Here is an 18,756-nt window from a genome sequence, read left to right on the forward strand (position 1 = left end):
AAGTCCCTAGTTTTTATAGAACAAATTAAGGTAAGGTTATGATTTCAGGTATCCTGGCATCTCCTGGTATTGCTTTTGGTAAAGCACTACTACTGCAAGAAGACGAGATTGTCCTAAACAAATCTTCAATCCCTGCAGACCAGATCGAAAACGAAATTCAACGTTTCTTCGACGCTCGAAAAAAATCTGCTGAGCAACTAGAAGTAATCAAAGAAAAAGCACGTGTCACCTTTGGTGAAGAGAAAGAAGCGATCTTTGAAGGTCACATCATGTTGCTTGAAGATGAGGAGCTTGAAGAAGAAATCATAGCCTTCATTAAAGAAAACAACGCATCAGCTGATTTCGCGATTCACTCTATCATTGAAGAGCAAGCGGTAACGCTAGAATCACTAGATGACGAATACCTAAAAGAACGTGCAACAGATATCCGTGATATCGGTACACGTTTTGTTAAAAACGCACTAGGCATTAACGTTGTTAACCTAAGCGCGATCAACGAGGAAGTTATCCTTGTTGCTAACGACTTAACACCATCTGAAACAGCACAAATTAACCTTGATTACGTGCTAGGTTTCATCACAGACATCGGTGGTCGTACATCTCACACTTCTATCATGGCGCGTTCACTAGAGCTTCCAGCTATCGTTGGTACTAACGATATTACAGCTAAAGTGCAAAACGGCGACATGCTAATGCTAGACGGTATCAATAACAAAATTGTTATCAACCCTTCTGAAGACGAACTAGCGCAATTCAAAGCAACTCGCGACGAATACCTAGCTGAAAAAGAAGAACTAGCAAAACTGAAAGATCTACCTGCTATCACGCTTGACGGCAAGCAAGTAGAGGTTTGCGGTAACATTGGTACAGTTAAAGACTGTGACGGCGTTAACCGTAACGGCGGTGAAGGCGTTGGTCTGTACCGTACAGAATTCCTATTTATGGACCGTGATGCACTTCCGACAGAAGAAGAGCAATACGTAGCTTACAAAGACGTTGCTGAAGCTATGCACGGTGAATCAGTGATTATCCGTACTATGGATATCGGTGGTGATAAAGATCTTCCTTACCTAGATCTTCCTAAAGAAATGAACCCATTCTTGGGTTGGCGTGCAATTCGCATCAGCTTAGACCGTCGTCAAATTCTTCGCGACCAACTACGTGCTATTCTACGTGCATCGGCTCACGGTAAAATCCGTATCATGTTCCCAATGATTATCTCTGTTGAGGAAATCCGCGAACTGAAAGCCGCAATCGAAGAATACAAAGTAGAGTTACGCGCTGAAGAACTTGCGTTTGACGAAGACATCGAAATCGGTGTTATGGTTGAAACGCCAGCAGCAGCTGCAATTGCACACCACTTAGCAAAAGAAGTTGCCTTCTTTAGCATTGGTACAAACGACTTAACCCAGTATACTTTAGCAGTTGACCGTGGTAACGAGATGATTTCTCACCTTTACAACCCACTATCACCTGCAGTACTTACCGTGATCAAGCAAGTTATCGATGCTTCTCACAAAGAAGGTAAGTGGACAGGTATGTGTGGTGAGCTAGCAGGTGATGAGCGTGCAACCCTACTTCTTCTTGGTATGGGTCTAGACGAGTTCAGCATGAGTGCTATTTCGATTCCTCGCATCAAGAAAGTTATCCGTAACGCTAACTTTGCTGATGTAAAAGCAATGGCTGAGCATGCACTTGCTCTACCTACTGCGGCTGAGATCGAAGCCCACGTAGAAAAATTCATCGCAGAAAAGACCATGTGCTAATAGAATAGTCACAGGTAAAATAACAACGCTTAGGAGCAACAATATGGGTCTGTTTGACAAACTAAAGAAGCTGGTTTCTGACGATAGCAGCGAAGCTGGTGCAATTGAAATCATTGCTCCACTATCTGGCGAAATCGTAAACATCGAAGACGTGCCAGATGTAGTATTTGCAGAAAAAATCGTTGGTGACGGTATCGCTATCAAACCTGCTGGCAACAAGATGGTTGCACCAGTAAACGGTACTATCGGTAAAATTTTCGAAACTAACCACGCTTTCTCTATCGAATCTGACGACGGCATCGAGCTTTTCGTTCACTTCGGTATCGATACTGTTGAACTTAAAGGTGAAGGCTTTACTCGCATCGCTGAAGAAGGTCAATCTGTTAAAGTTGGCGACACTATCATCGAATTCGATCTAGCGCTTCTTGAAGAGAAAGCTAAATCAACTCTAACGCCTGTTGTTATTTCTAACATGGACGAAATCAAAGAGTTGAACAAGCTATCTGGTGCGACAACTGTGGGTGAAACTCCAGTTCTACGCATCAAGAAATAAGATTGTTTAAATCTTAAATAAAAACGCCACCTTCGGGTGGCGTTTTTGTTTCTGAGCTATGCTCAAATACATTGCAGATACAAAAAAGCGAAGCTACTTATCCAAATAGGTATCAGTATCTTCGCTTCTTACATTGCTCTGCCAGTCTAACGACGAGACCTCCTCGTTACACTAAGCAACTCACAACTATAAACCTGCTAGCATTTCTGCTGATGGTGCAAAGAAATAAGCACCGGTTACCGCAGAAGTAAAACGTAGCATTTGGTCTGTTTTACCGTCTGTTTTACCGTACATACTCTCTAGCATCGCTTTAAAGTTGTGCTGAGTATGACAGTAAGCAATAAACAGTAAACCATGATCGCCAGTTACAGAGCCGTAAGGTAGGCTGTGGCGAACAATTTTAAGCCCTTTACCTTCTTCTTTAATATCTACACGGCCAACGTGAGACTGAGCAGGTACATCGTCTAGCTCAATAGAATCAGGTTTGGTACGGCCAATCACTTTTTCCTGTGCCGCAATGTTCAAGCGACTCCAAGCTGGTAGATTGTGGACAAAACGCTGTACCATCACAAAACTACCACCAGCAAAATCGCCCTCTTTAATCAAAGCGACATCTTGGCGTGCTTCATCAGTTTTCGGGTTTTCAGTACCATCGATAAAATCAGTCATATCACGAGAATCGAGGTATTTGAATCCGTAAGTTTCATCCATCACTTCCACATCAGCGGCGATAGGTGATAGGAACTGACGTAGTAGGTAAAAGTTAAGGTCATGACGGCTTGCATTTACATGTAGCAAAATATCGCCGCCTGTTGCTGGCGCGACAATATCTCCTTGTCCTAACACTTCAAAGTCATCAAAGTTTTCAGGGCAACCTCGATCAAGCGATGTCCAAAAAGCTTTACCAAACGCCACGCTTGCACGTAAGTTTGCATCAATCTGTTGTGTATTCAGGCTTTCAACAACAGAATGAAGGCGTTGACATTGCTCAAGTACAGCTTGTTTGTCACCAATCACTTTCATGACAACATACAGCGCAAATGGGCCTGCATCTGGGATTATTGCAGGCTGAGCGATAGACATATTAATCTCCCGAATATTTATAACTAAGACATTCTTAATTGTTGATTATAAAGCCAATTATCAATAACTTCTAGAACACAGTCAGCCATCACATTGGCAGTGATAAAACCTTTACATGAATGACTGGTTTTACATATATTACTCACGGCTTTCTAACAACTAACGATGTTTCATATTTTGAACCACATTCAAACTACCATATTACTCTTACTAGCCATATTTACTAGCGCAAGCTACGGTGCAACCGAAACTGTTACTTTACAGTTACGCTGGTTGCACCAAGCCGAGTTTGCGGGATTTTATATGGCAAAAGAACGTGGTTTCTACCAAGATGCGGGACTTAATGTTGTTATTGAGCCAGGGGGAAAGGGCAAGAGCGCTTTGGGCTCGGTGTTAGCTCATGAGGCCGATTTTGGCGTGGGTAACACTGAGGTGCTGGTTGCTTATAGCCAAGGCTTACCACTTGTTGCACTAGCGAATATTTATCAGCGCTCCCCTTCTGTCTTAATCACCAAAACTGACCAACAGATCAGCTCGATTAAACAGTTGGTAGATAAGCGAATTATGATGTTTAGTGGCAATGAAGACGCTGAGATTATTGCCATGCTGACCAAAAATGGGGTGGGCATTAATGATTTTCAGCAAATAAAAACCACAACTAACATCAACGATTTAATCACAAATAGAGTGGATGCCTATAGTGGCTATCTTACCAATGAACCTTTCTTATTAAATCAGCAGGCGATAGAAACAACTATCTTTGATCCTACCGACTATGGCGTGTATTTTTATAGTGACATCATTTTCACGCACCAAGATCTTGTTACTAAGCGCCCACATGTTGTTACAGCCTTTCGCACTGCCAGCTTAAAAGGTTGGGAATATGCCCTTAATAACCCCTCCGAAACACTAGATGTATTGGAGACATACAATACAGGCAAAAGTCGCGCTTTCTTATACAGTGAGCTGCTAGCCAGTAAGTCAATGATCATGCCTGAACTGGTCGAGCTGGGCCACATGAACCTATCGCGCTGGCAATATATCGCCGATGAGCTATATCAGCTTGATATTATCCCTTCGACCCACATCGACGCGCAGTTCATTTTTCCTCTGCAAGAACAAAATCCTCCCCATTCGCTTGAGCCGTGGCTTGAGGTTGTCACAGTACTTTTTATCATCTGCTTAGCCGCTGTTGGGTATTACTCGTGGATCAATCATAAGCTCAAGCAAGAGATCAATAGGCGTATCCAATCAGAGAAAAAAGCAGAAACAATCGCTCGTAAGGACATGCTTACTGGTGTCGCCAATCGATACGCATTAATAGAAACGCTACATAAAACTATTAATAACAAAGCCATTCAACAATCGCCGCCCGCCTTGCTCTTTATCGATCTCGACAACTTCAAAAACGTCAATGATAGCTTTGGTCATCAAACCGGTGATCGAGTGTTACAACAGTTTTGCTTCAGAATTAACGGTTTATTGCGAGGCTCTGCGTTTTTTGCTCGCTTAGCGGGTGATGAATTTATCATATTAATGACCAAATCAAGCGCTGATGACGCCGATAAGTTAATCGCTAAAATCACGGAGCAAGCTGAAAAACCTTTTATTATCGGAGGTAACACCGTATCCATAGGTGCCAGTATTGGGGTGACCTATTACCGTGATGGTGACACACCTGAGTATTTTCTTTCACGTGCTGACAGCCAGATGTATGGCAATAAAAAACGCTCCCGTCAGGAGCGCTTTGAAGAAGCAATTTAGGCGCGAGTAAGCGCTTTATACCGATGTCACTTCAATCTGTAATTTCACTTGCTGATTGGCGCTGTCATCAATAGATTCAAACGATGCAGGTGCATTCAACCCAGTTGATAAGGTTGGTGCAATAATCGTTCTCCAACCGCCATCATCTAAGCGCTCTTGCACTTTAAAGGCAATCTTCAACTCTTCAGCCGATACTTCCAATAGCTCAGCACTACCAACAAGTTCTCTACGTGTTGTGCCTTGGTCATCTGTATCAAAAAATACGGTTTCTTCACCCGGTAACAGGGACAGTGATGTATTAACGGTTTGCTTACTGTCTGCACCCGTTAATTCAAAATTCACATCTAATAGCCAGTCAGCCATTGCTAACGGACTTAATAATGCACTGAAAAGGACAAGCCCTTTGCTCCATTCATTCATTTGCTTTACCTCTCTACAGGTTTATCGGCAAAAGTATTCTTCACACGCGTGCTTCTGAGCAAATACATAGTGAGCCAAGCCGTGATAACAATCATCACACCATTTGGCCAACTAAACACACCCTGTGTCATGAACAAGTGATACGTTTGCAATAAACAATCTGACAAATAAGCGGCGAGTAATAATAGTTTTCCGTGCCGCCATATATAACTGCTTATTTTATTATGCTTATGTCTTTGTCCGCTTAGCCAAGCTAACAGTAGGCTTGGTAACCCTAACAGCAGACCAACATAGAGGCTTTCTTTTAATGGATAGAATAGAGTGAGCAGCTGTGATCCTTGCTGACGACTGGCTCCTGCCATCACAAACACAATCCAAGCTTTAGCACTGAACGCTAGAGCTAACCATAACATTGGGGAAGGCTTTAATAACCCATGCTCATCATAAGCACTAAATGAATACCGCAAAATTACTCCTACTTACCACGGGTGTCTTTCTATACCTATGTCTAAGCTATGGTGGCGCGGTGCTCTATATTCAACCCAACATTAAGTTTGTCGTAGCACCTTAAATTATCCAGTACAAATAAAAACCTTACTTTTGCAATTCTGTGGGGCATCGCACTCTTTCACTGAATAAGTTGTAGCTTAGATCACAGATTTTGAGTAAAACTTTCAATAAAAATGAATTTTAGACATAAGTAACAGATTTATAATTTAAGAATAAAACACAAACCGATTACCAACATAGCACTTTAAATTCATACACTTAGAAAAACAATCATTCAAATTAACAGAAATTACACCGGCATTAATTTGTTGAAACTTTCTTACATAATCACAAAATATTCTCTAATGTCCAGCGTCCCCCTATCCCATGAAAATTCACGTATAATTGCGTTTATGAAAACTAACAGCATGGATTTCAATGAATAACGCAAAGCAACGCCACACACCGTCGCAAGAAACCCAAGATGAAGCCTTAAAAATTGCCCGTGCGACACAAAAGACAGGCCAAACCAAAGAGCAGACTAAATTAATTGCTCAAGGTATCCAGAAAGGCATAGAGCAGTATAAAAAACAGCAAAAGTCTAAAGCTCGCGAACGCGATAAGTTGAGAAAAAAGCAGGTTAAAAGTAATAATACGTCAGAAGTAAAAACAGAAGAGACTTCAACAACACAGGTTGAATATAAGCAACATTGGCTACCTTGGGTATTACTGCTTGCCTCATGGGGTGTATTTGGTTTCTATCTGCTAGGGTAATATCAAGAAGTTAGCGCTAACGCTGTATATCTACTCTAATCGCGTTTCGTTAGTCAATGTCACGACAAGGATCAGTATGAAAAAGAACGCAGTTCTATTCCCTCTGCTCGCAGTCACAGTATTACTGCAAGCTTGCTCTAATGCCGATAGCATCAACATAGATAACCGTACTGGCTTACCTTGCAACGATAAGCCTAATTGTGTCTCGACCTCTGATGAGCGCGCTGAGTACCAATTAGAGGCATTTAACCTGTCAGAAGCGGGCAGCAGCAATTGGCCGCAGATTGAAGAAATTGCTTTAGCCTTGCCAGGGGCTCGATTAGGCGCACGATCTCAGCAGTATATTCGCGTCGAATGTGTCAGCAGCGTATTTAAGTTTGTTGATGATTTTGAAATTCACCAAGTAGGTAGCCAGCTACAAGTTCGCTCAGAGTCCCGGACGGGCTACTCTGATTTTGGCGTTAACCGTGAACGTGCTGATACATTTAGAGAGCAATTACGCCAAGCGAAGCTGCTTATCGATTAGGGGGCGTACTTGCTGATACCGCCCCATTCGATGCAGAGCATTTATTTATTAGACAGGTTTAGCAAAAACAGATTTATCAAAAACGGGTTGGTAATAATTCTCATTTAGATCTATAGTATTTCCATCAACATATTTAGATGGAGCTCATCATGGATCGACCAACATTTCTTGTTTTTAGCTTTATTGGTTTACTCCTAATGGCGATGCTGCATCTAGGCGAAATTTGGCTTAACCATGACGCCTTGAATGTGGCGCATTTCATTTTAGCGTGGCTACCGCTTTATACCGTCTGGATTATGCTTCTTGTTATTGGGCTGTTTAAGCGTATATCTACCACACAACCACCCCATGTTCACCCATAATGGCAGCCATAAAAAAACCACGCCAAATGACGTGGTTTTATAAGCAGATACTATGCTATCAAGCGTTCTTATCTTTACCTAAAGACAACAACCAAATTGAGATAGCGGCAACCACAGCAAAGCCAGATAAGATGATTACAGGCATTGCGGCATAACCAAGTACGTGCCAGATAATCGACTCTAAAGTACTCATTGCTATTTACCCCTTAGTTATTACCAGCCTTCAACATCTTTCATGTCAGGCAGTTTATGTGCAATACCTTTGTGACAGTCTACACATGTTTTATCGCCTGAAGCCAATGCGGTCGAGTGCTGTTTAACACTGCGAGGGCCTTGCTCTGAGAAGTCCATGTAATCGAAGTTATGACAGTTACGACACTCTTGCGAGTCGTTATCTTTCATACGTTTCCATTCACGGTGAGCCAAGTGGCCTCGACGCGCTTGGAATTTTTCTTCGGTACCTATGGTGCCCATCGCAAAAGCAACAAGTTCTTTTGATGCCTGTACTTTACGAACAATTTTATCCGTCCAATTATGTGGTACGTGACAGTCAGAACAAATGGCACGTACGCCCGAACGGTTAGAGTAGTGAATGGTTTCGCGGATCTCTTTAACGATCGGCGCGTGACAACCAGAACAGAACTCTTCGGTGTTTGTCGCTTCCATGCCGGTGTTAAACGCGCCCCAGAAAGCTAAACCACCAATAAAACCCATAAACAACACTAAACCAACAGCCACCTTACTTGGTGATGTCATTCGGCGCCAAAACGCCTTTAATATGTTCATAAATGCCCCTTTTATTCCACGCTGTCGCGTAATGCATCAACACGCTCAAAGGTGTTGCCAACTAAAGGCTTAGCATCAGCTTGGGGAACGTGGCACTGCTGACAAAAGTAACGACGAGGCGATACATCTGAAAGTACTTGGCCTTCACGGGTCTCATAGTGGGTTACACTAATTTTTGTTGCGCCCATTTCTTTTGCATTCTTCCAGCTATGACACGATAAACATTTATTCGCATTTAGTGATACTTCGTAGTTGCGAATAGTATGTGGAATAAGTGGTGGCTGATAAACGTAATCGCTATCGATGACACCTTGGTCACGCGGATAACGCTTAAAATCATCAGCAGGACGTGTTGTTTCAAGTTCACTTGCACCGCGAAGTGATTCCACTCCGCCAATACCGCGCTCAAACTGAGCATCGTTACTGTGCGCAATACCTGTGAAAAAAAGCCCTACCGTCATAAGGGCAAGCATTAATCGTTTCATTCTTTTCTCCGCCTATAATGGCTAAATTTGAGGCTAATCTCCTGCCCCTTTTGCAAGGAGCAGGATTGGCTTATCAATTACGCGACTTTAGTAATCTTAATTGGACACTTCTTGAAGTCTGTCTGTTTAGACAGCGGGTCAGTTGCATCTAGAATCAATTTGTTAACCAAAATACGTGCATCAAAGAACGGTACGAAAACCAAGCCAACTGGCGGACGGTTACGACCTCGCGTTTCAACGCGACAACGAACTTCACCACGACGAGAAGCAAGGTTCACTTCATCACCACGGCGTAGACCGCGTGCTTGTGCATCATCTGGGTGGATGTAACACACTGCATCAGGTACAGCTTTGTAAAGCTCAGGAACACGACGTGTCATCGTACCTGTGTGCCAGTGCTCAAGAACACGGCCAGTACATAGCCACATGTCGTACTCTTTGTCTGGCATTTCTGGTGCAGGCTCAAACGGTGCGAAAATGATAAGCGCTTTACCATCGGGTTTACCGTAGAAACGGAAGCCTTCACCAGCAGGTACATATGGATCTGAACCTTCAGCAAAACGCCATTGTGTTTCTTTACCATCAACAACCGGCCAACGTAGACCGCGAACTTGGTGATAAACATCGTACGGTGCTAAGTCATGCCCATGGTCACGACCAAACATCGCGTACTCTTCAAACAAGCCTTTCTGTAGGTAATAGCCTTGTGCTTTCGCATCATCGTTCAGCTCTTGCGCTTCAGATAGCGGGAACTTATCGACTTGACCATTACGGAACAGTACTTCGTACATGGTTTTACCACGGTATTCAGGTTTCTGAGCAAGTAGCTCTTCGCCCCACACTTCTTCAATTTTGAAGCGCTTAGAGAATTCCATTAGCTGCCAAAGGTCAGATTTCGCATCACCTTGTGCTTCAACTTGTTGGTACCAAGCTTGTGTACGACGCTCTGCGTTACCGTAAGCACCTTCTTTTTCTACCCACATTGCTGTTGGTAAGATCAAGTCAGACGCTTGTGCTGTTGCTGTTGGGTATGGGTCAGAACATACGATGAAGTTTTCAGGGTTACGGTAACCCGGTAGACGTTCTTCGTTAATGTTTGGACCTGCTTGCATGTTGTTGTTACACATTACCCAGTAAGCATTCAGCTTACCGTCTTTTAACATACGATCTTGTACCACGGCGTGGTAGCCAGGTTTGGGTGGGATAGTACCTTCAGGTAGCTTCCAAATACCTTCAGCAATCGCGCGGTGCTTAGGATTCGCAACCACCATATCAGCAGGTAAACGGTGTGAGAATGTACCCACTTCACGTGCAGTACCACACGCTGATGGTTGACCCGTTAGCGAGAATGGGCTGTTACCTGGTGTTGAGATTTTACCGGTTAGCAGGTGAATGTTGTACACCAAGCTATTCATCCACACGCCACGAGTATGTTGGTTCATACCCATAGTCCAAAGCGACATGACTTTGGTGTTTGGATCAGCGTATTGTTTCGCCATCTCAAGCAGTTTCGCTTCTGAAACGCCTGACATTTTTGATGCTTTCTCTAGCGTGTACTCAGCAACAGAAGCTTTATATTCTTCAAAGTCCATCGGATGAAGTTTGCCAGAGTTTGCGTGTGCCGCTTTTTGCTGTAGCGGGTGCTCATCACGCAGACCATAACCGATATCGGTTTCTGCACGCTTAAAGTGCGTATGCTTGGTCACGAAATCCCAGTTCACTGCATCGTTTTGGATGATGTAGTTAGCAATGAAGTTCGCAATAGCAAGGTCAGTTTGTGGTTCGAAGATCATGCCGTTATCAGCCAACTCAAACGAGCGGTGATAGTAAGTAGAAAGCACGTTTACTTTAACATGGGGATGACTCAAACGACGGTCAGTAATACGTGTCCACAAAACAGGGTGCATCTCAGCCATGTTTGAACCCCACAGCACAAAGGAATCTGCGTGTTCAAAATCATCGTAACAACCCATAGGTTCATCGATACCGAAAGTACGCATAAACGCACCTACCGCTGAAGCCATACAGTGGCGGGCATTGGGATCAATGTTGTTAGAACGGAAGCCCGCTTTCATCATTTTCGATGCGGCGTAACCTTCCATTACTGTCCACTGGCCAGAACCGAACATGCCCACACTTGTTGGGCCTTTTTCTTTCAGTGCGGCTTTCCATTTTTCAGCCATGATGTCGAACGCTTGATCCCAAGAGATCGGCGCAAAGTCACCATTTTTATCAAACTTACCGTCTGTCATACGCAGCATAGGTGTTTGCAGGCGATCTTTACCGTACATGATCTTAGATAGGAAGTAGCCTTTAATACAGTTCAGGCCTTTGTTCACTGGCGCTTCAGGGTCACCTTGTGTTGCCACAACTCGACCATTCTGTGTACCAACCAGTACTGAACAACCTGTACCACAAAAACGACAAGGTGCCTTGTCCCACTTAATTTTAGTTTGGTCAGAGCTAACGATTAGGTTAGTTGCTGACGCAGGCAGGGTAATACCCGCAACAGCAGCGGCTGATGCTGCCGCGTTTGCTTTCACAAACGCACGTCTTGTCATTTTCATGAGTCGTCCTCAGATTGCGAATCGAAGTGTTCAATTTGGTGATACACTAAAAAAGTGATTAAAACGTCTTCTAAATTATTGATTTTATCTATTGTGTCTGTCACGTAGCCTTGGTTTTCCGTTTCAAGTACTACAATGATTTTTCCTTCTTCACTCTCGCCGTGTATTTCTGTGTTTGGCATCTCTAAAATCTGAGCTTTTACTGCTGCTAGGGACTCAGGTTTGACATGCACTACAAGACTAGAGATATGTACTTCATCCAGCGCCATACGCTATTTCTCTTCTAATTGTCTGGTCACCATGGTGATGGCAGAGGTTGGGCAAGTCGCCACACATGCACCACAGCCATTACATAGATCCAATTCCAGAGCAGGTTGTGCAACACCACCAGCCTGTAACTTAAATCGAATGGCTTGTACTTCGCACATATCGCCACAACTTCGGCATTCAACATTGCTTTGAGCTAAACATTGCTGATCTATTCGTGCCTTTACATCCCAAGCGGCTTCCGTTGTAGGACGAAAGAGCGGCTCTGGACATGCATCTACACACTGGGTGCAGAAAGTACATTCACCTTGGTTAAAATCGATAGTAGGAAATCCACCATCGCCTTTTACAATAATTTCGGTTTCACAGGCTGAAAGACATTTGTTGCATCGTGTGCAGTTATCTACGAAAGTGTCTTCATCAACAAGCCAAGGCATCCTTGGTAGTGCTGGGGTACGACGTCGAGATAATAAGTTTCGCCGTCCACGATCAAACATCAATTGCTACCTCAAAAACGCACTTTATGAAATAAGATGAACAGATATTGGCCTAAAATAATCAACCCTTGTAGTAATAGGTATTAACGACCTTTGATACTGTTCATAATCACTCATTATTCTTCACGGCAAGTCTAGAACTATTAACAAATGCTTAAATACCCAGTTAGGGTTAATTAACGACTTTATTTGTCTTGGATCAATAAACTGAAATGACAACCCTCACACTATTTGGCTTACAATTTCACCAACGAATGAATCGTTGATTTTTTAACCAGTTATCAATCGCTACTAAAAATAATAGAACATAAGGATGCTGCGTGCAGAATAGGCCACAAAAGCCCGTTACAACGACCATTGCTCGTGCCATGTTGGCTATATTGTTACTCTCGATTGCCACCACTAGCTTTGCTTTGCTGACACTTGCATCTAGCTTGAATGATGCAGAGGCAATCAATGTGTCAGGTTCACTGCGGATGCAAAGCTATCGGTTAGCCTATGACATTCAAGCTGACTCCCCACTTTTCAATGAACATCTCGATCAGTTTGAACAATCGCTATTCTCACCTTCTATGGCTGCACTTGAACATTGGACAGTACCTGGCGATATTCAACGCCATTATTACAAGTTGATTGATCGTTGGGAGAGCCTGAATCCCTCACTGGCTATCGAGAACGAAGCCCGTTTCGTACAAGAAGTTGCCACCTTCGTCGATAATATTGATAGGTTCGTGTTTGAACTTCAGGAATTTTCTGTCATAAAGCTGCAAATTTTATCGATAACAGGCGGGGTCGGTCTAAGCCTTATCTTAGTAATAGCGCTGTTTACTATTCACTTTACCCAACGGAAAATCGTTAGCCCGCTGAACCAACTGGTTACAGCCAGCCAGCAAGTACAAAACGGCGACTTTGATGTAAAAATGGATGTAAAGAGTGACAACGAACTGGGCATTTTAGCGGGTACTTTCTCGAAGATGGCGGCAGAACTTGGCAAACATTACCGAAACTTAGAACAGTCGGTGAATGAAAAAACACGCCGATTACGCCATGCTAATGCATCGCTCCAAGTTTTGTATAATTGCTCTCAAGAGCTGTCCGTCACTCGCTTAACCGCTCAAAATTTCAAAAATATGCTCGATACATTAGTCGAGATTGAAGGGCTTACTGCTGTTACTCTCACAATTACTGAAAACAGTGGCGCGGAGACCGTCATAAAGGCAGATTCAGGAATAGCCACAGAACGTCATTGGCATCATCGTGACTTAATGCTTGATGGCCAAATCATGGGCCAACTACACTGGCAAGAAACATTACCCTGCCCTGATCATGCACTGATTGATAATGTCGCTCGGCTATTAGGCCGGGGGATTTATTATAACCGCGCTCAAAAGCAGGCAGATCAATTACTATTAATGGAAGAACGTGCCACCATTGCACGTGAGCTTCATGATTCGCTGGCGCAGTCACTGTCTTATTTAAAGATTCAGGTCACATTACTAAAGCGCCAACTAGCCAAACAAGAACATGAGCACGCGGAACAAATTATTGCCGAGATAGATAACGGTCTATCTGGGGCATATACCCAGCTACGCGAGCTATTAAGCACTTTTCGCTTAACCATCAAAGAAGCCAATTTTGGTGAAGCGCTGGTTGAAATGATGAAGCCATTAGATGAGCAAAGTGATGCGATGATCATTGTCGATAATCAGTTATCATCACTTAATCTTAACGCACACCGCCAAGTGCATTTATTACAGTTGATCCGCGAAGCCACATTGAATGCCATCAAACATGCGCAAGCTGATGAAATCATCATTACTTGCCAACAACAAGATGAGCAGGTCAATATTACGATCTGTGACGATGGCTTAGGCTTCGATCAAAGTAACGAAAAACTCAACCATTACGGGCTAGCCATTATGGCTGAACGGGCTGATCGCTTAAATGGTGAAGTAACAATAACCTCAGAGCCAGAGCAAGGTTGCTGCGTTACACTCAGCTTCTTGCTAACGCCATAAGGATAATAAAATGACGTGTTGGAAAGTAATGATTGTCGATGACCACCCGCTAATGCGTCGTGGTATTGGCCAGTTACTCAGTTTTGAACCAGATTTTGAATTAGTCGCAGAAGCAAGTAATGGTGCAGATGCTGTCGGTATCGCCCATGAAAAAGAACCCGACTTGATCCTACTGGATCTTAATATGAAGGGGATGTCAGGTTTAGACACCTTAAACACCATGCGTGCTGAAGGGATCGAAAGCAGTATCGTCGTCTTGACCGTTTCAGATAGCCGTAACGATGTGAAAACATTGATCCAAGCAGGCGCTGATGGCTACTTACTCAAAGATACCGAACCCGATGAACTGGTTCGCTTACTGAAAGAAGCCATGTGCGGCGGTAAGGCCTACAGTAGCTTAGTTAAAGAGTACCTGACCGATAATTTAGAGCAAGATTGCTTACTCAACAGTCTGACCGATCGTGAAACACAAATTTTGCAAGAAGTTGCCAAAGGTCACCGTAACAAGCAAATTGCCGATACCCTCTTTATTTCAGAGGCGACAGTTAAAGTACACATGAAGAGCTTGCTAAAGAAACTGCAGGTAAAATCACGTACTGCAGCAACCGTGCTTTACCTTGAATCACAGGGTCTATAAATGAAGCAGTACCTTGCACTTGGCATAGCTCTATTAGCTTTAAGTGGTTGTACTACAAGCTCTATAACAGAAAAAGGTAAGCAAGTAGATATTGTTTGGAATGTAGAAGCCACCAGCCAACAATGCCAATTGAAAACCACACTTGTCGGTTCAGAAGGGTCTTGGTACAACTTCTGGCTACTTGCCAATGACTCGCTAGTAGAAGGCGCATTGAATCAGCTACGAAACCAAGCGGCATTAGTTGGAGCGAATACGGTTTTGCTGGGACAACCCGTACCTTATGCTTCTTCTGTTACCTATATCGGTAACGCCTATTACTGCCCGCCAACGCAATAAGGTGAAGCACAGTAAGACTTCACCTGCAGCGCTTAGTCTTTAGCAGCAACAAAAAAACCGCCGAGAGGCGGTTTTCTTTTGATAACACTAATGCTTACAAGCTAGGCCAGCGCACTGATTAAATCCGTTTCACGATCTTCAACCCACGCGGGATCAAACGGGCCCCAATCACTCAATTTATAGTAGCCATCGTTATGACGCTTACCATCTTGAATAAAGGTCAATTCAAAACCCAAACCGGGTAATGCTTTTAGTACATCCTGAATGGTTCGACGAGGCCAGCCCGTTTTCTCGATCAATTTAGGAACGTTAGGACGTTCGATATGTTCAACTAATAAAGCCAAATAAAGGCGGCGTGCAAAAACTGGATTCAATTCCATTGAGACCTCCACAATACTCATTTGAGTAATCATCTGAAGCGATCGTCGCTAAACATGGTCACAAATAACTACTCAAATAGGTATATCCTTGGCAGACACCTTGAATGAACAAGGCGTACTCATTATTGCGACAATCAAAAATGACATGTTGAGTTTGATCAATATGCGTGCCTGTTTACCGTGAATTCCATCCTATAAATGGGCATCCATCACACTTTCAACGTATTTCTCTGCAACCATTTTAATCCCCGACAAGTAAGCATTTACTCACCGCAGCAATAAATTGCTCACTTTGCAATCAGCTCCTGCTCGAGTTAGTACTAATGCTTCGCTATAACAGCGTGTTAGCTCAGGTTAACCTGCCACCTATTATTGATTCATTTCATATACCAAAAGCCTGTAACCAATAAGCAAAAGCCAACCAACGACTATAGGCATTCGCAATATTCCCTCGGCATACCAACAAGGACACAATCAACCCCGCTCTCATATTGCACCTAAGTCACATTCTGGTTATAAAGGAGAGCGATACCTCATATTTATAATTCATCAGGTAAGTCAGCTCACAATGAAAACAACTGCATACGGCATCAAAAACTGCGACACCATCAAGAAAATGAAAAAGTGGTTTGAAGCGGAAAATATTGAATACGACTTTCACGATTACCGTGTCGATGGTTTAGATCTCGACATGCTAACCGCATTTGAAACGGCATTAGGTTGGGAAGCCATGGTTAACAAGCGCGGCACAACGTACCGTCAGCTCAGCGATGAACAAAAAGAAGGCCTAAACCGTGACACGGCAATCAGCTTAATGCTGGAGTTCCCAGCCATGATCAAGCGCCCACTACTAGTTCACAACGAAAGCCATTACCTCGGCTTTAAACCAGCGCAATATCAAGAGATCTTTGCATCTCAAGTTGCAGAAAAATAAGGAAGGATACAAGGATGTCAGAAAGCCCGGTAATTGCACTGGCCAAAGATTTTATTAGCCGCCAATCTGTCACGCCTGAGGATGCAGGCTGCCAAGACGTTATGATTGCGCGCCTTGAAAAGCTCGGCTTCACCATAGAAACCATGGTGTTTGAAGATACGACCAACCTGTGGGCTCGACGTGGCAGTGAAGCGCCATTGTTTGTTTTTGCAGGCCATACCGATGTGGTCCCTTCAGGCAATGTTGCGCTATGGCACACCCCTCCGTTTGAACCAACCATTATCGATGGCTACTTACACGGTCGTGGTGCCGCTGACATGAAAGGCTCACTGGCGTGCATGATTGTTGCGATTGAACGCTTCATTGCTGAAAATCCTAATCATGCAGGTTCAATCGCCTTATTGATCACGTCAGATGAAGAAGGGCCATTCATTAACGGAACAACCCGTGTGATTGACACCCTAGAAGCACGTAACGAAAAGATCGATATGTGCATTGTGGGTGAACCCTCTAGCACTCACGAAGTCGGTGATGTGGTGAAAAATGGCCGTCGTGGTTCAATAACCGGCGATGTCACCATTAAAGGAACGCAAGGGCATGTTGCTTACCCACACCTGGCAGATAACCCTGTTCACCGCGCTATGCCTGCGCTAGCAGAATTAGCCGCGACGACCTGGGATAACGGTAACGACTACTTTCCGCCAACCAGTTTTCAAATTGCCAATCTTGCCGCAGGTACGGGAGCATCTAATGTGATCCCTGGTGAGTTTAATGTACAGTTCAACTTTCGCTTTAGCACCGAACTCACTGATGAAGACATTAAACGCAAAGTACACTCAGTACTGGACGCGCACGGTTTAGATTACGATCTAAAGTGGACCTTAAGTGGTCAGCCTTTCTTAACCGATCATGGCACCCTGCTCGATGCAGTGGTAACTGCGATTGAAACGGTTAACCATAAACGTCCTGAACTACTCACTACAGGTGGCACGTCTGACGGTCGCTTTATTGCCCGTACGGGTGCTCAAGTTGTAGAACTTGGCCCTGTGAATGCCACCATTCATAAAGTTAACGAGTGCGTAAAGGTCGCTGATCTTGAGAAGCTGACCGATATGTACCAAAAAGTATTGGAAAATGCGCTCTAATGGCGACCTCTCCATTTGCCCATCGCATTAGCGATGGGCTACTAACAGGCCAATCAAGCGATCACCTTGTTAGTCACCAGCAACACTTTATCCATCAGGGTATTGAGCCTGATTTTCTGGCGATGCAACAAGCCGCTAAGGTTGCAGGCTTTGAGCTCTGCCTTGCCAGTGGCTTTCGGTCATTCGAACGCCAACAGATGATTTGGGACAATAAGTTCAATGGACTGCGCCCTATTCTAGATCACAACAGTCAGCCATTAGATCCTGAGCTTTTGTCTGATAAAGAAAAGATCATCGCGATCCTGCGTTGGTCAGCCCTACCCGGTGCCAGTCGACACCACTGGGGAACAGATATCGACATCTATGCCCGTAATTGCCTTCCTTCAGGTGTTCAACTCCAATTAGAGCCGTGGGAATATCAAGCGGGGGGGCATCAAGCCGAGTTTGCCCAATGGCTCGCTGAAAATATGAGTAAATATGGCTTTTATTTGCCATATCGGGACGATCTTGGCGGCGTCTCAGCTGAACCTTGGCACCTGAGTTATCATGTAATCAGCCAGTCCTTGCTACAGCACTTCACACCAGAGTTGCTTCATCGCACAATTAGTCACAGTCAGGTCGCAGGAAAGTCGCAGATCTTAGCAAACCTTGATAGTCTTTATAGCAGATTCATTATTAATATCTGTGAGGTCTAAATGGAATGGTTACTCAATCCGTGGGTGATCACAGCTGTCATCTTGAGTGTTGTGGTCAGCAATATTATGGCGTTGAAATACACGGCTAACATGAAGTTTGGCGAAAAAGATAAGATTAAATATTTAAAAGAAAAACACGATCGAGAACAAGCTCGACAAGCCGAAGAAGAAAAAGCCAAGCAAGCCAGTGATCAGTCACCGTCAGATAAATAGCGGCGATACAGATTACCGTATTCAGGTTATCGCATACACTGCGCTATCAGCCATGAAAA

General features: G+C 43.9%; 23 protein-coding genes. 13 read left to right on the forward strand and 10 right to left on the reverse strand.

Features of this window, described 5'->3' with window-relative positions:
- Nucleotides 1-38 precede the first annotated feature (38 nt).
- Complete coding sequence (gene ptsI, locus L4C35_RS08060; RefSeq protein ID WP_428462402.1) at nucleotides 39-1,766, forward strand: phosphoenolpyruvate-protein phosphotransferase PtsI; 1,728 nt, start codon at nucleotides 39-41, stop codon at nucleotides 1,764-1,766.
- Between the two features lie 43 nt (nucleotides 1,767-1,809).
- Nucleotides 1,810-2,319 carry a PTS glucose transporter subunit IIA gene (gene crr / locus L4C35_RS08065; RefSeq protein WP_048898183.1) on the forward strand — a complete coding sequence of 170 codons (510 nt, stop codon included), beginning with the start codon at nucleotides 1,810-1,812 and terminating at the stop codon, nucleotides 2,317-2,319.
- A gap of 186 nt (nucleotides 2,320-2,505) precedes the next feature.
- Here crr and L4C35_RS08070 read toward each other — a convergent pair whose 3' ends face one another.
- Entirely contained in the window at nucleotides 2,506-3,402 is an 897-nt protein-coding gene (locus L4C35_RS08070; protein WP_428462403.1) for a Dyp-type peroxidase, read from the reverse strand.
- Between the two features lie 165 nt (nucleotides 3,403-3,567).
- On the opposite strand from L4C35_RS08070, the gene L4C35_RS08075 reads away from it, so the two are divergent.
- Nucleotides 3,568-5,166, forward strand: coding sequence for an ABC transporter substrate-binding protein (locus L4C35_RS08075; RefSeq protein WP_428462404.1), 1,599 nt, complete (start codon nucleotides 3,568-3,570; stop codon nucleotides 5,164-5,166).
- A 15-nt stretch (nucleotides 5,167-5,181) separates the two neighbouring features.
- Here L4C35_RS08075 and L4C35_RS08080 read toward each other — a convergent pair whose 3' ends face one another.
- Together L4C35_RS08080 and L4C35_RS08085 are read right to left on the reverse strand one after the other, a co-directional pair.
- Nucleotides 5,182-5,586 (reverse strand): hypothetical protein, encoded by a 405-nt coding sequence (locus L4C35_RS08080; RefSeq protein ID WP_428462405.1) that lies wholly within the window; start codon nucleotides 5,584-5,586, stop codon nucleotides 5,182-5,184.
- Between the two features lie 5 nt (nucleotides 5,587-5,591).
- Complete coding sequence (locus tag L4C35_RS08085; RefSeq protein WP_428462406.1) at nucleotides 5,592-6,053, reverse strand: DUF2919 domain-containing protein; 462 nt, start codon at nucleotides 6,051-6,053, stop codon at nucleotides 5,592-5,594.
- A 460-nt stretch (nucleotides 6,054-6,513) separates the two neighbouring features.
- Between L4C35_RS08085 and L4C35_RS08090 the strand changes: the two genes are divergently transcribed.
- From L4C35_RS08090 to L4C35_RS08100, 3 genes are all read left to right on the forward strand, one after another.
- Entirely contained in the window at nucleotides 6,514-6,849 is a 336-nt protein-coding gene (locus tag L4C35_RS08090) for a DUF2956 domain-containing protein (protein WP_428462407.1), read from the forward strand.
- A gap of 76 nt (nucleotides 6,850-6,925) precedes the next feature.
- A complete protein-coding gene (locus L4C35_RS08095; protein ID WP_428462408.1) occupies nucleotides 6,926-7,375 on the forward strand; it encodes a DUF1499 domain-containing protein in 450 nt (149 codons plus the stop codon).
- Between the two features lie 149 nt (nucleotides 7,376-7,524).
- Entirely contained in the window at nucleotides 7,525-7,737 is a 213-nt protein-coding gene (locus L4C35_RS08100; RefSeq protein ID WP_428462409.1) for a hypothetical protein, read from the forward strand.
- A 58-nt stretch (nucleotides 7,738-7,795) separates the two neighbouring features.
- Here the strand turns inward: L4C35_RS08100 and L4C35_RS08105 are convergent, their stop codons facing one another.
- The 6 genes from L4C35_RS08105 to napF form a co-directional block, all read right to left on the reverse strand.
- Entirely contained in the window at nucleotides 7,796-7,930 is a 135-nt protein-coding gene (locus L4C35_RS08105) for a TIGR02808 family protein (protein WP_428462410.1), read from the reverse strand.
- 20 nt (nucleotides 7,931-7,950) lie between these two features.
- Nucleotides 7,951-8,523, reverse strand: coding sequence for a NapC/NirT family cytochrome c (locus L4C35_RS08110; RefSeq protein ID WP_428462411.1), 573 nt, complete (start codon nucleotides 8,521-8,523; stop codon nucleotides 7,951-7,953).
- Nucleotides 8,524-8,534: 11 nt separating this feature from the next.
- On the reverse strand, nucleotides 8,535-9,008 hold the full coding sequence (locus L4C35_RS08115; RefSeq protein ID WP_428462412.1) for a nitrate reductase cytochrome c-type subunit: 474 nt from the start codon (nucleotides 9,006-9,008) through the stop codon (nucleotides 8,535-8,537).
- 77 nt (nucleotides 9,009-9,085) lie between these two features.
- Nucleotides 9,086-11,575, reverse strand: a complete 2,490-nt coding sequence (gene napA, locus L4C35_RS08120) for a periplasmic nitrate reductase subunit alpha (RefSeq protein WP_428462413.1) — start codon at nucleotides 11,573-11,575, stop codon at nucleotides 9,086-9,088.
- On the reverse strand, nucleotides 11,572-11,844 hold the full coding sequence (locus L4C35_RS08125) for a chaperone NapD (protein ID WP_428462414.1): 273 nt from the start codon (nucleotides 11,842-11,844) through the stop codon (nucleotides 11,572-11,574). The genes napA and L4C35_RS08125 overlap by 4 nt, the downstream gene beginning before the upstream one ends.
- A gap of 3 nt (nucleotides 11,845-11,847) precedes the next feature.
- Nucleotides 11,848-12,339 carry a ferredoxin-type protein NapF gene (gene napF / locus L4C35_RS08130; protein ID WP_428462415.1) on the reverse strand — a complete coding sequence of 164 codons (492 nt, stop codon included), beginning with the start codon at nucleotides 12,337-12,339 and terminating at the stop codon, nucleotides 11,848-11,850.
- Between the two features lie 320 nt (nucleotides 12,340-12,659).
- Between napF and narQ the strand changes: the two genes are divergently transcribed.
- Genes narQ through L4C35_RS08145 form a run of 3 tightly spaced genes read left to right on the forward strand, consistent with a single transcriptional unit; the run spans nucleotide 12,660 to nucleotide 15,330 of the window.
- Nucleotides 12,660-14,357 (forward strand): nitrate/nitrite two-component system sensor histidine kinase NarQ, encoded by a 1,698-nt coding sequence (narQ, locus tag L4C35_RS08135; RefSeq protein WP_428462416.1) that lies wholly within the window; start codon nucleotides 12,660-12,662, stop codon nucleotides 14,355-14,357.
- Nucleotides 14,358-14,367: 10 nt separating this feature from the next.
- Nucleotides 14,368-14,994, forward strand: a complete 627-nt coding sequence (locus tag L4C35_RS08140; RefSeq protein ID WP_428462417.1) for a response regulator — start codon at nucleotides 14,368-14,370, stop codon at nucleotides 14,992-14,994.
- The gene (locus L4C35_RS08145) at nucleotides 14,995-15,330 is read left to right on the forward strand and encodes a DUF4156 domain-containing protein (protein WP_428462418.1); all 336 of its coding nucleotides are present in this window, start codon (nucleotides 14,995-14,997) and stop codon (nucleotides 15,328-15,330) included. It begins immediately after the preceding gene.
- A gap of 101 nt (nucleotides 15,331-15,431) precedes the next feature.
- On the opposite strand, the gene L4C35_RS08150 is transcribed toward L4C35_RS08145, so the two are convergent.
- Nucleotides 15,432-15,710, reverse strand: a complete 279-nt coding sequence (locus tag L4C35_RS08150; protein ID WP_428462419.1) for a winged helix-turn-helix domain-containing protein — start codon at nucleotides 15,708-15,710, stop codon at nucleotides 15,432-15,434.
- Nucleotides 15,711-16,278: 568 nt separating this feature from the next.
- On the opposite strand from L4C35_RS08150, the gene L4C35_RS08155 reads away from it, so the two are divergent.
- Genes L4C35_RS08155 through L4C35_RS08170 form a run of 4 tightly spaced genes read left to right on the forward strand, consistent with a single transcriptional unit; the run spans nucleotide 16,279 to nucleotide 18,697 of the window.
- Nucleotides 16,279-16,644 carry an ArsC family reductase gene (locus L4C35_RS08155; protein WP_428462420.1) on the forward strand — a complete coding sequence of 122 codons (366 nt, stop codon included), beginning with the start codon at nucleotides 16,279-16,281 and terminating at the stop codon, nucleotides 16,642-16,644.
- A 14-nt stretch (nucleotides 16,645-16,658) separates the two neighbouring features.
- On the forward strand, nucleotides 16,659-17,789 hold the full coding sequence (gene dapE, locus L4C35_RS08160; protein ID WP_428462421.1) for a succinyl-diaminopimelate desuccinylase: 1,131 nt from the start codon (nucleotides 16,659-16,661) through the stop codon (nucleotides 17,787-17,789).
- The gene (locus L4C35_RS08165; RefSeq protein WP_428462422.1) at nucleotides 17,789-18,484 is read left to right on the forward strand and encodes a M15 family metallopeptidase; all 696 of its coding nucleotides are present in this window, start codon (nucleotides 17,789-17,791) and stop codon (nucleotides 18,482-18,484) included. The genes dapE and L4C35_RS08165 overlap by 1 nt, the downstream gene beginning before the upstream one ends.
- Nucleotides 18,485-18,697 (forward strand): DUF2897 family protein, encoded by a 213-nt coding sequence (locus tag L4C35_RS08170; protein ID WP_428462423.1) that lies wholly within the window; start codon nucleotides 18,485-18,487, stop codon nucleotides 18,695-18,697.
- The last annotated feature ends 59 nt before the right edge of the window (nucleotides 18,698-18,756 follow it).

This window comes from Photobacterium kagoshimensis, assembly GCF_050337045.1.
In the GTDB taxonomy this organism is placed as follows: domain Bacteria; phylum Pseudomonadota; class Gammaproteobacteria; order Enterobacterales; family Vibrionaceae; genus Photobacterium; species Photobacterium kagoshimensis.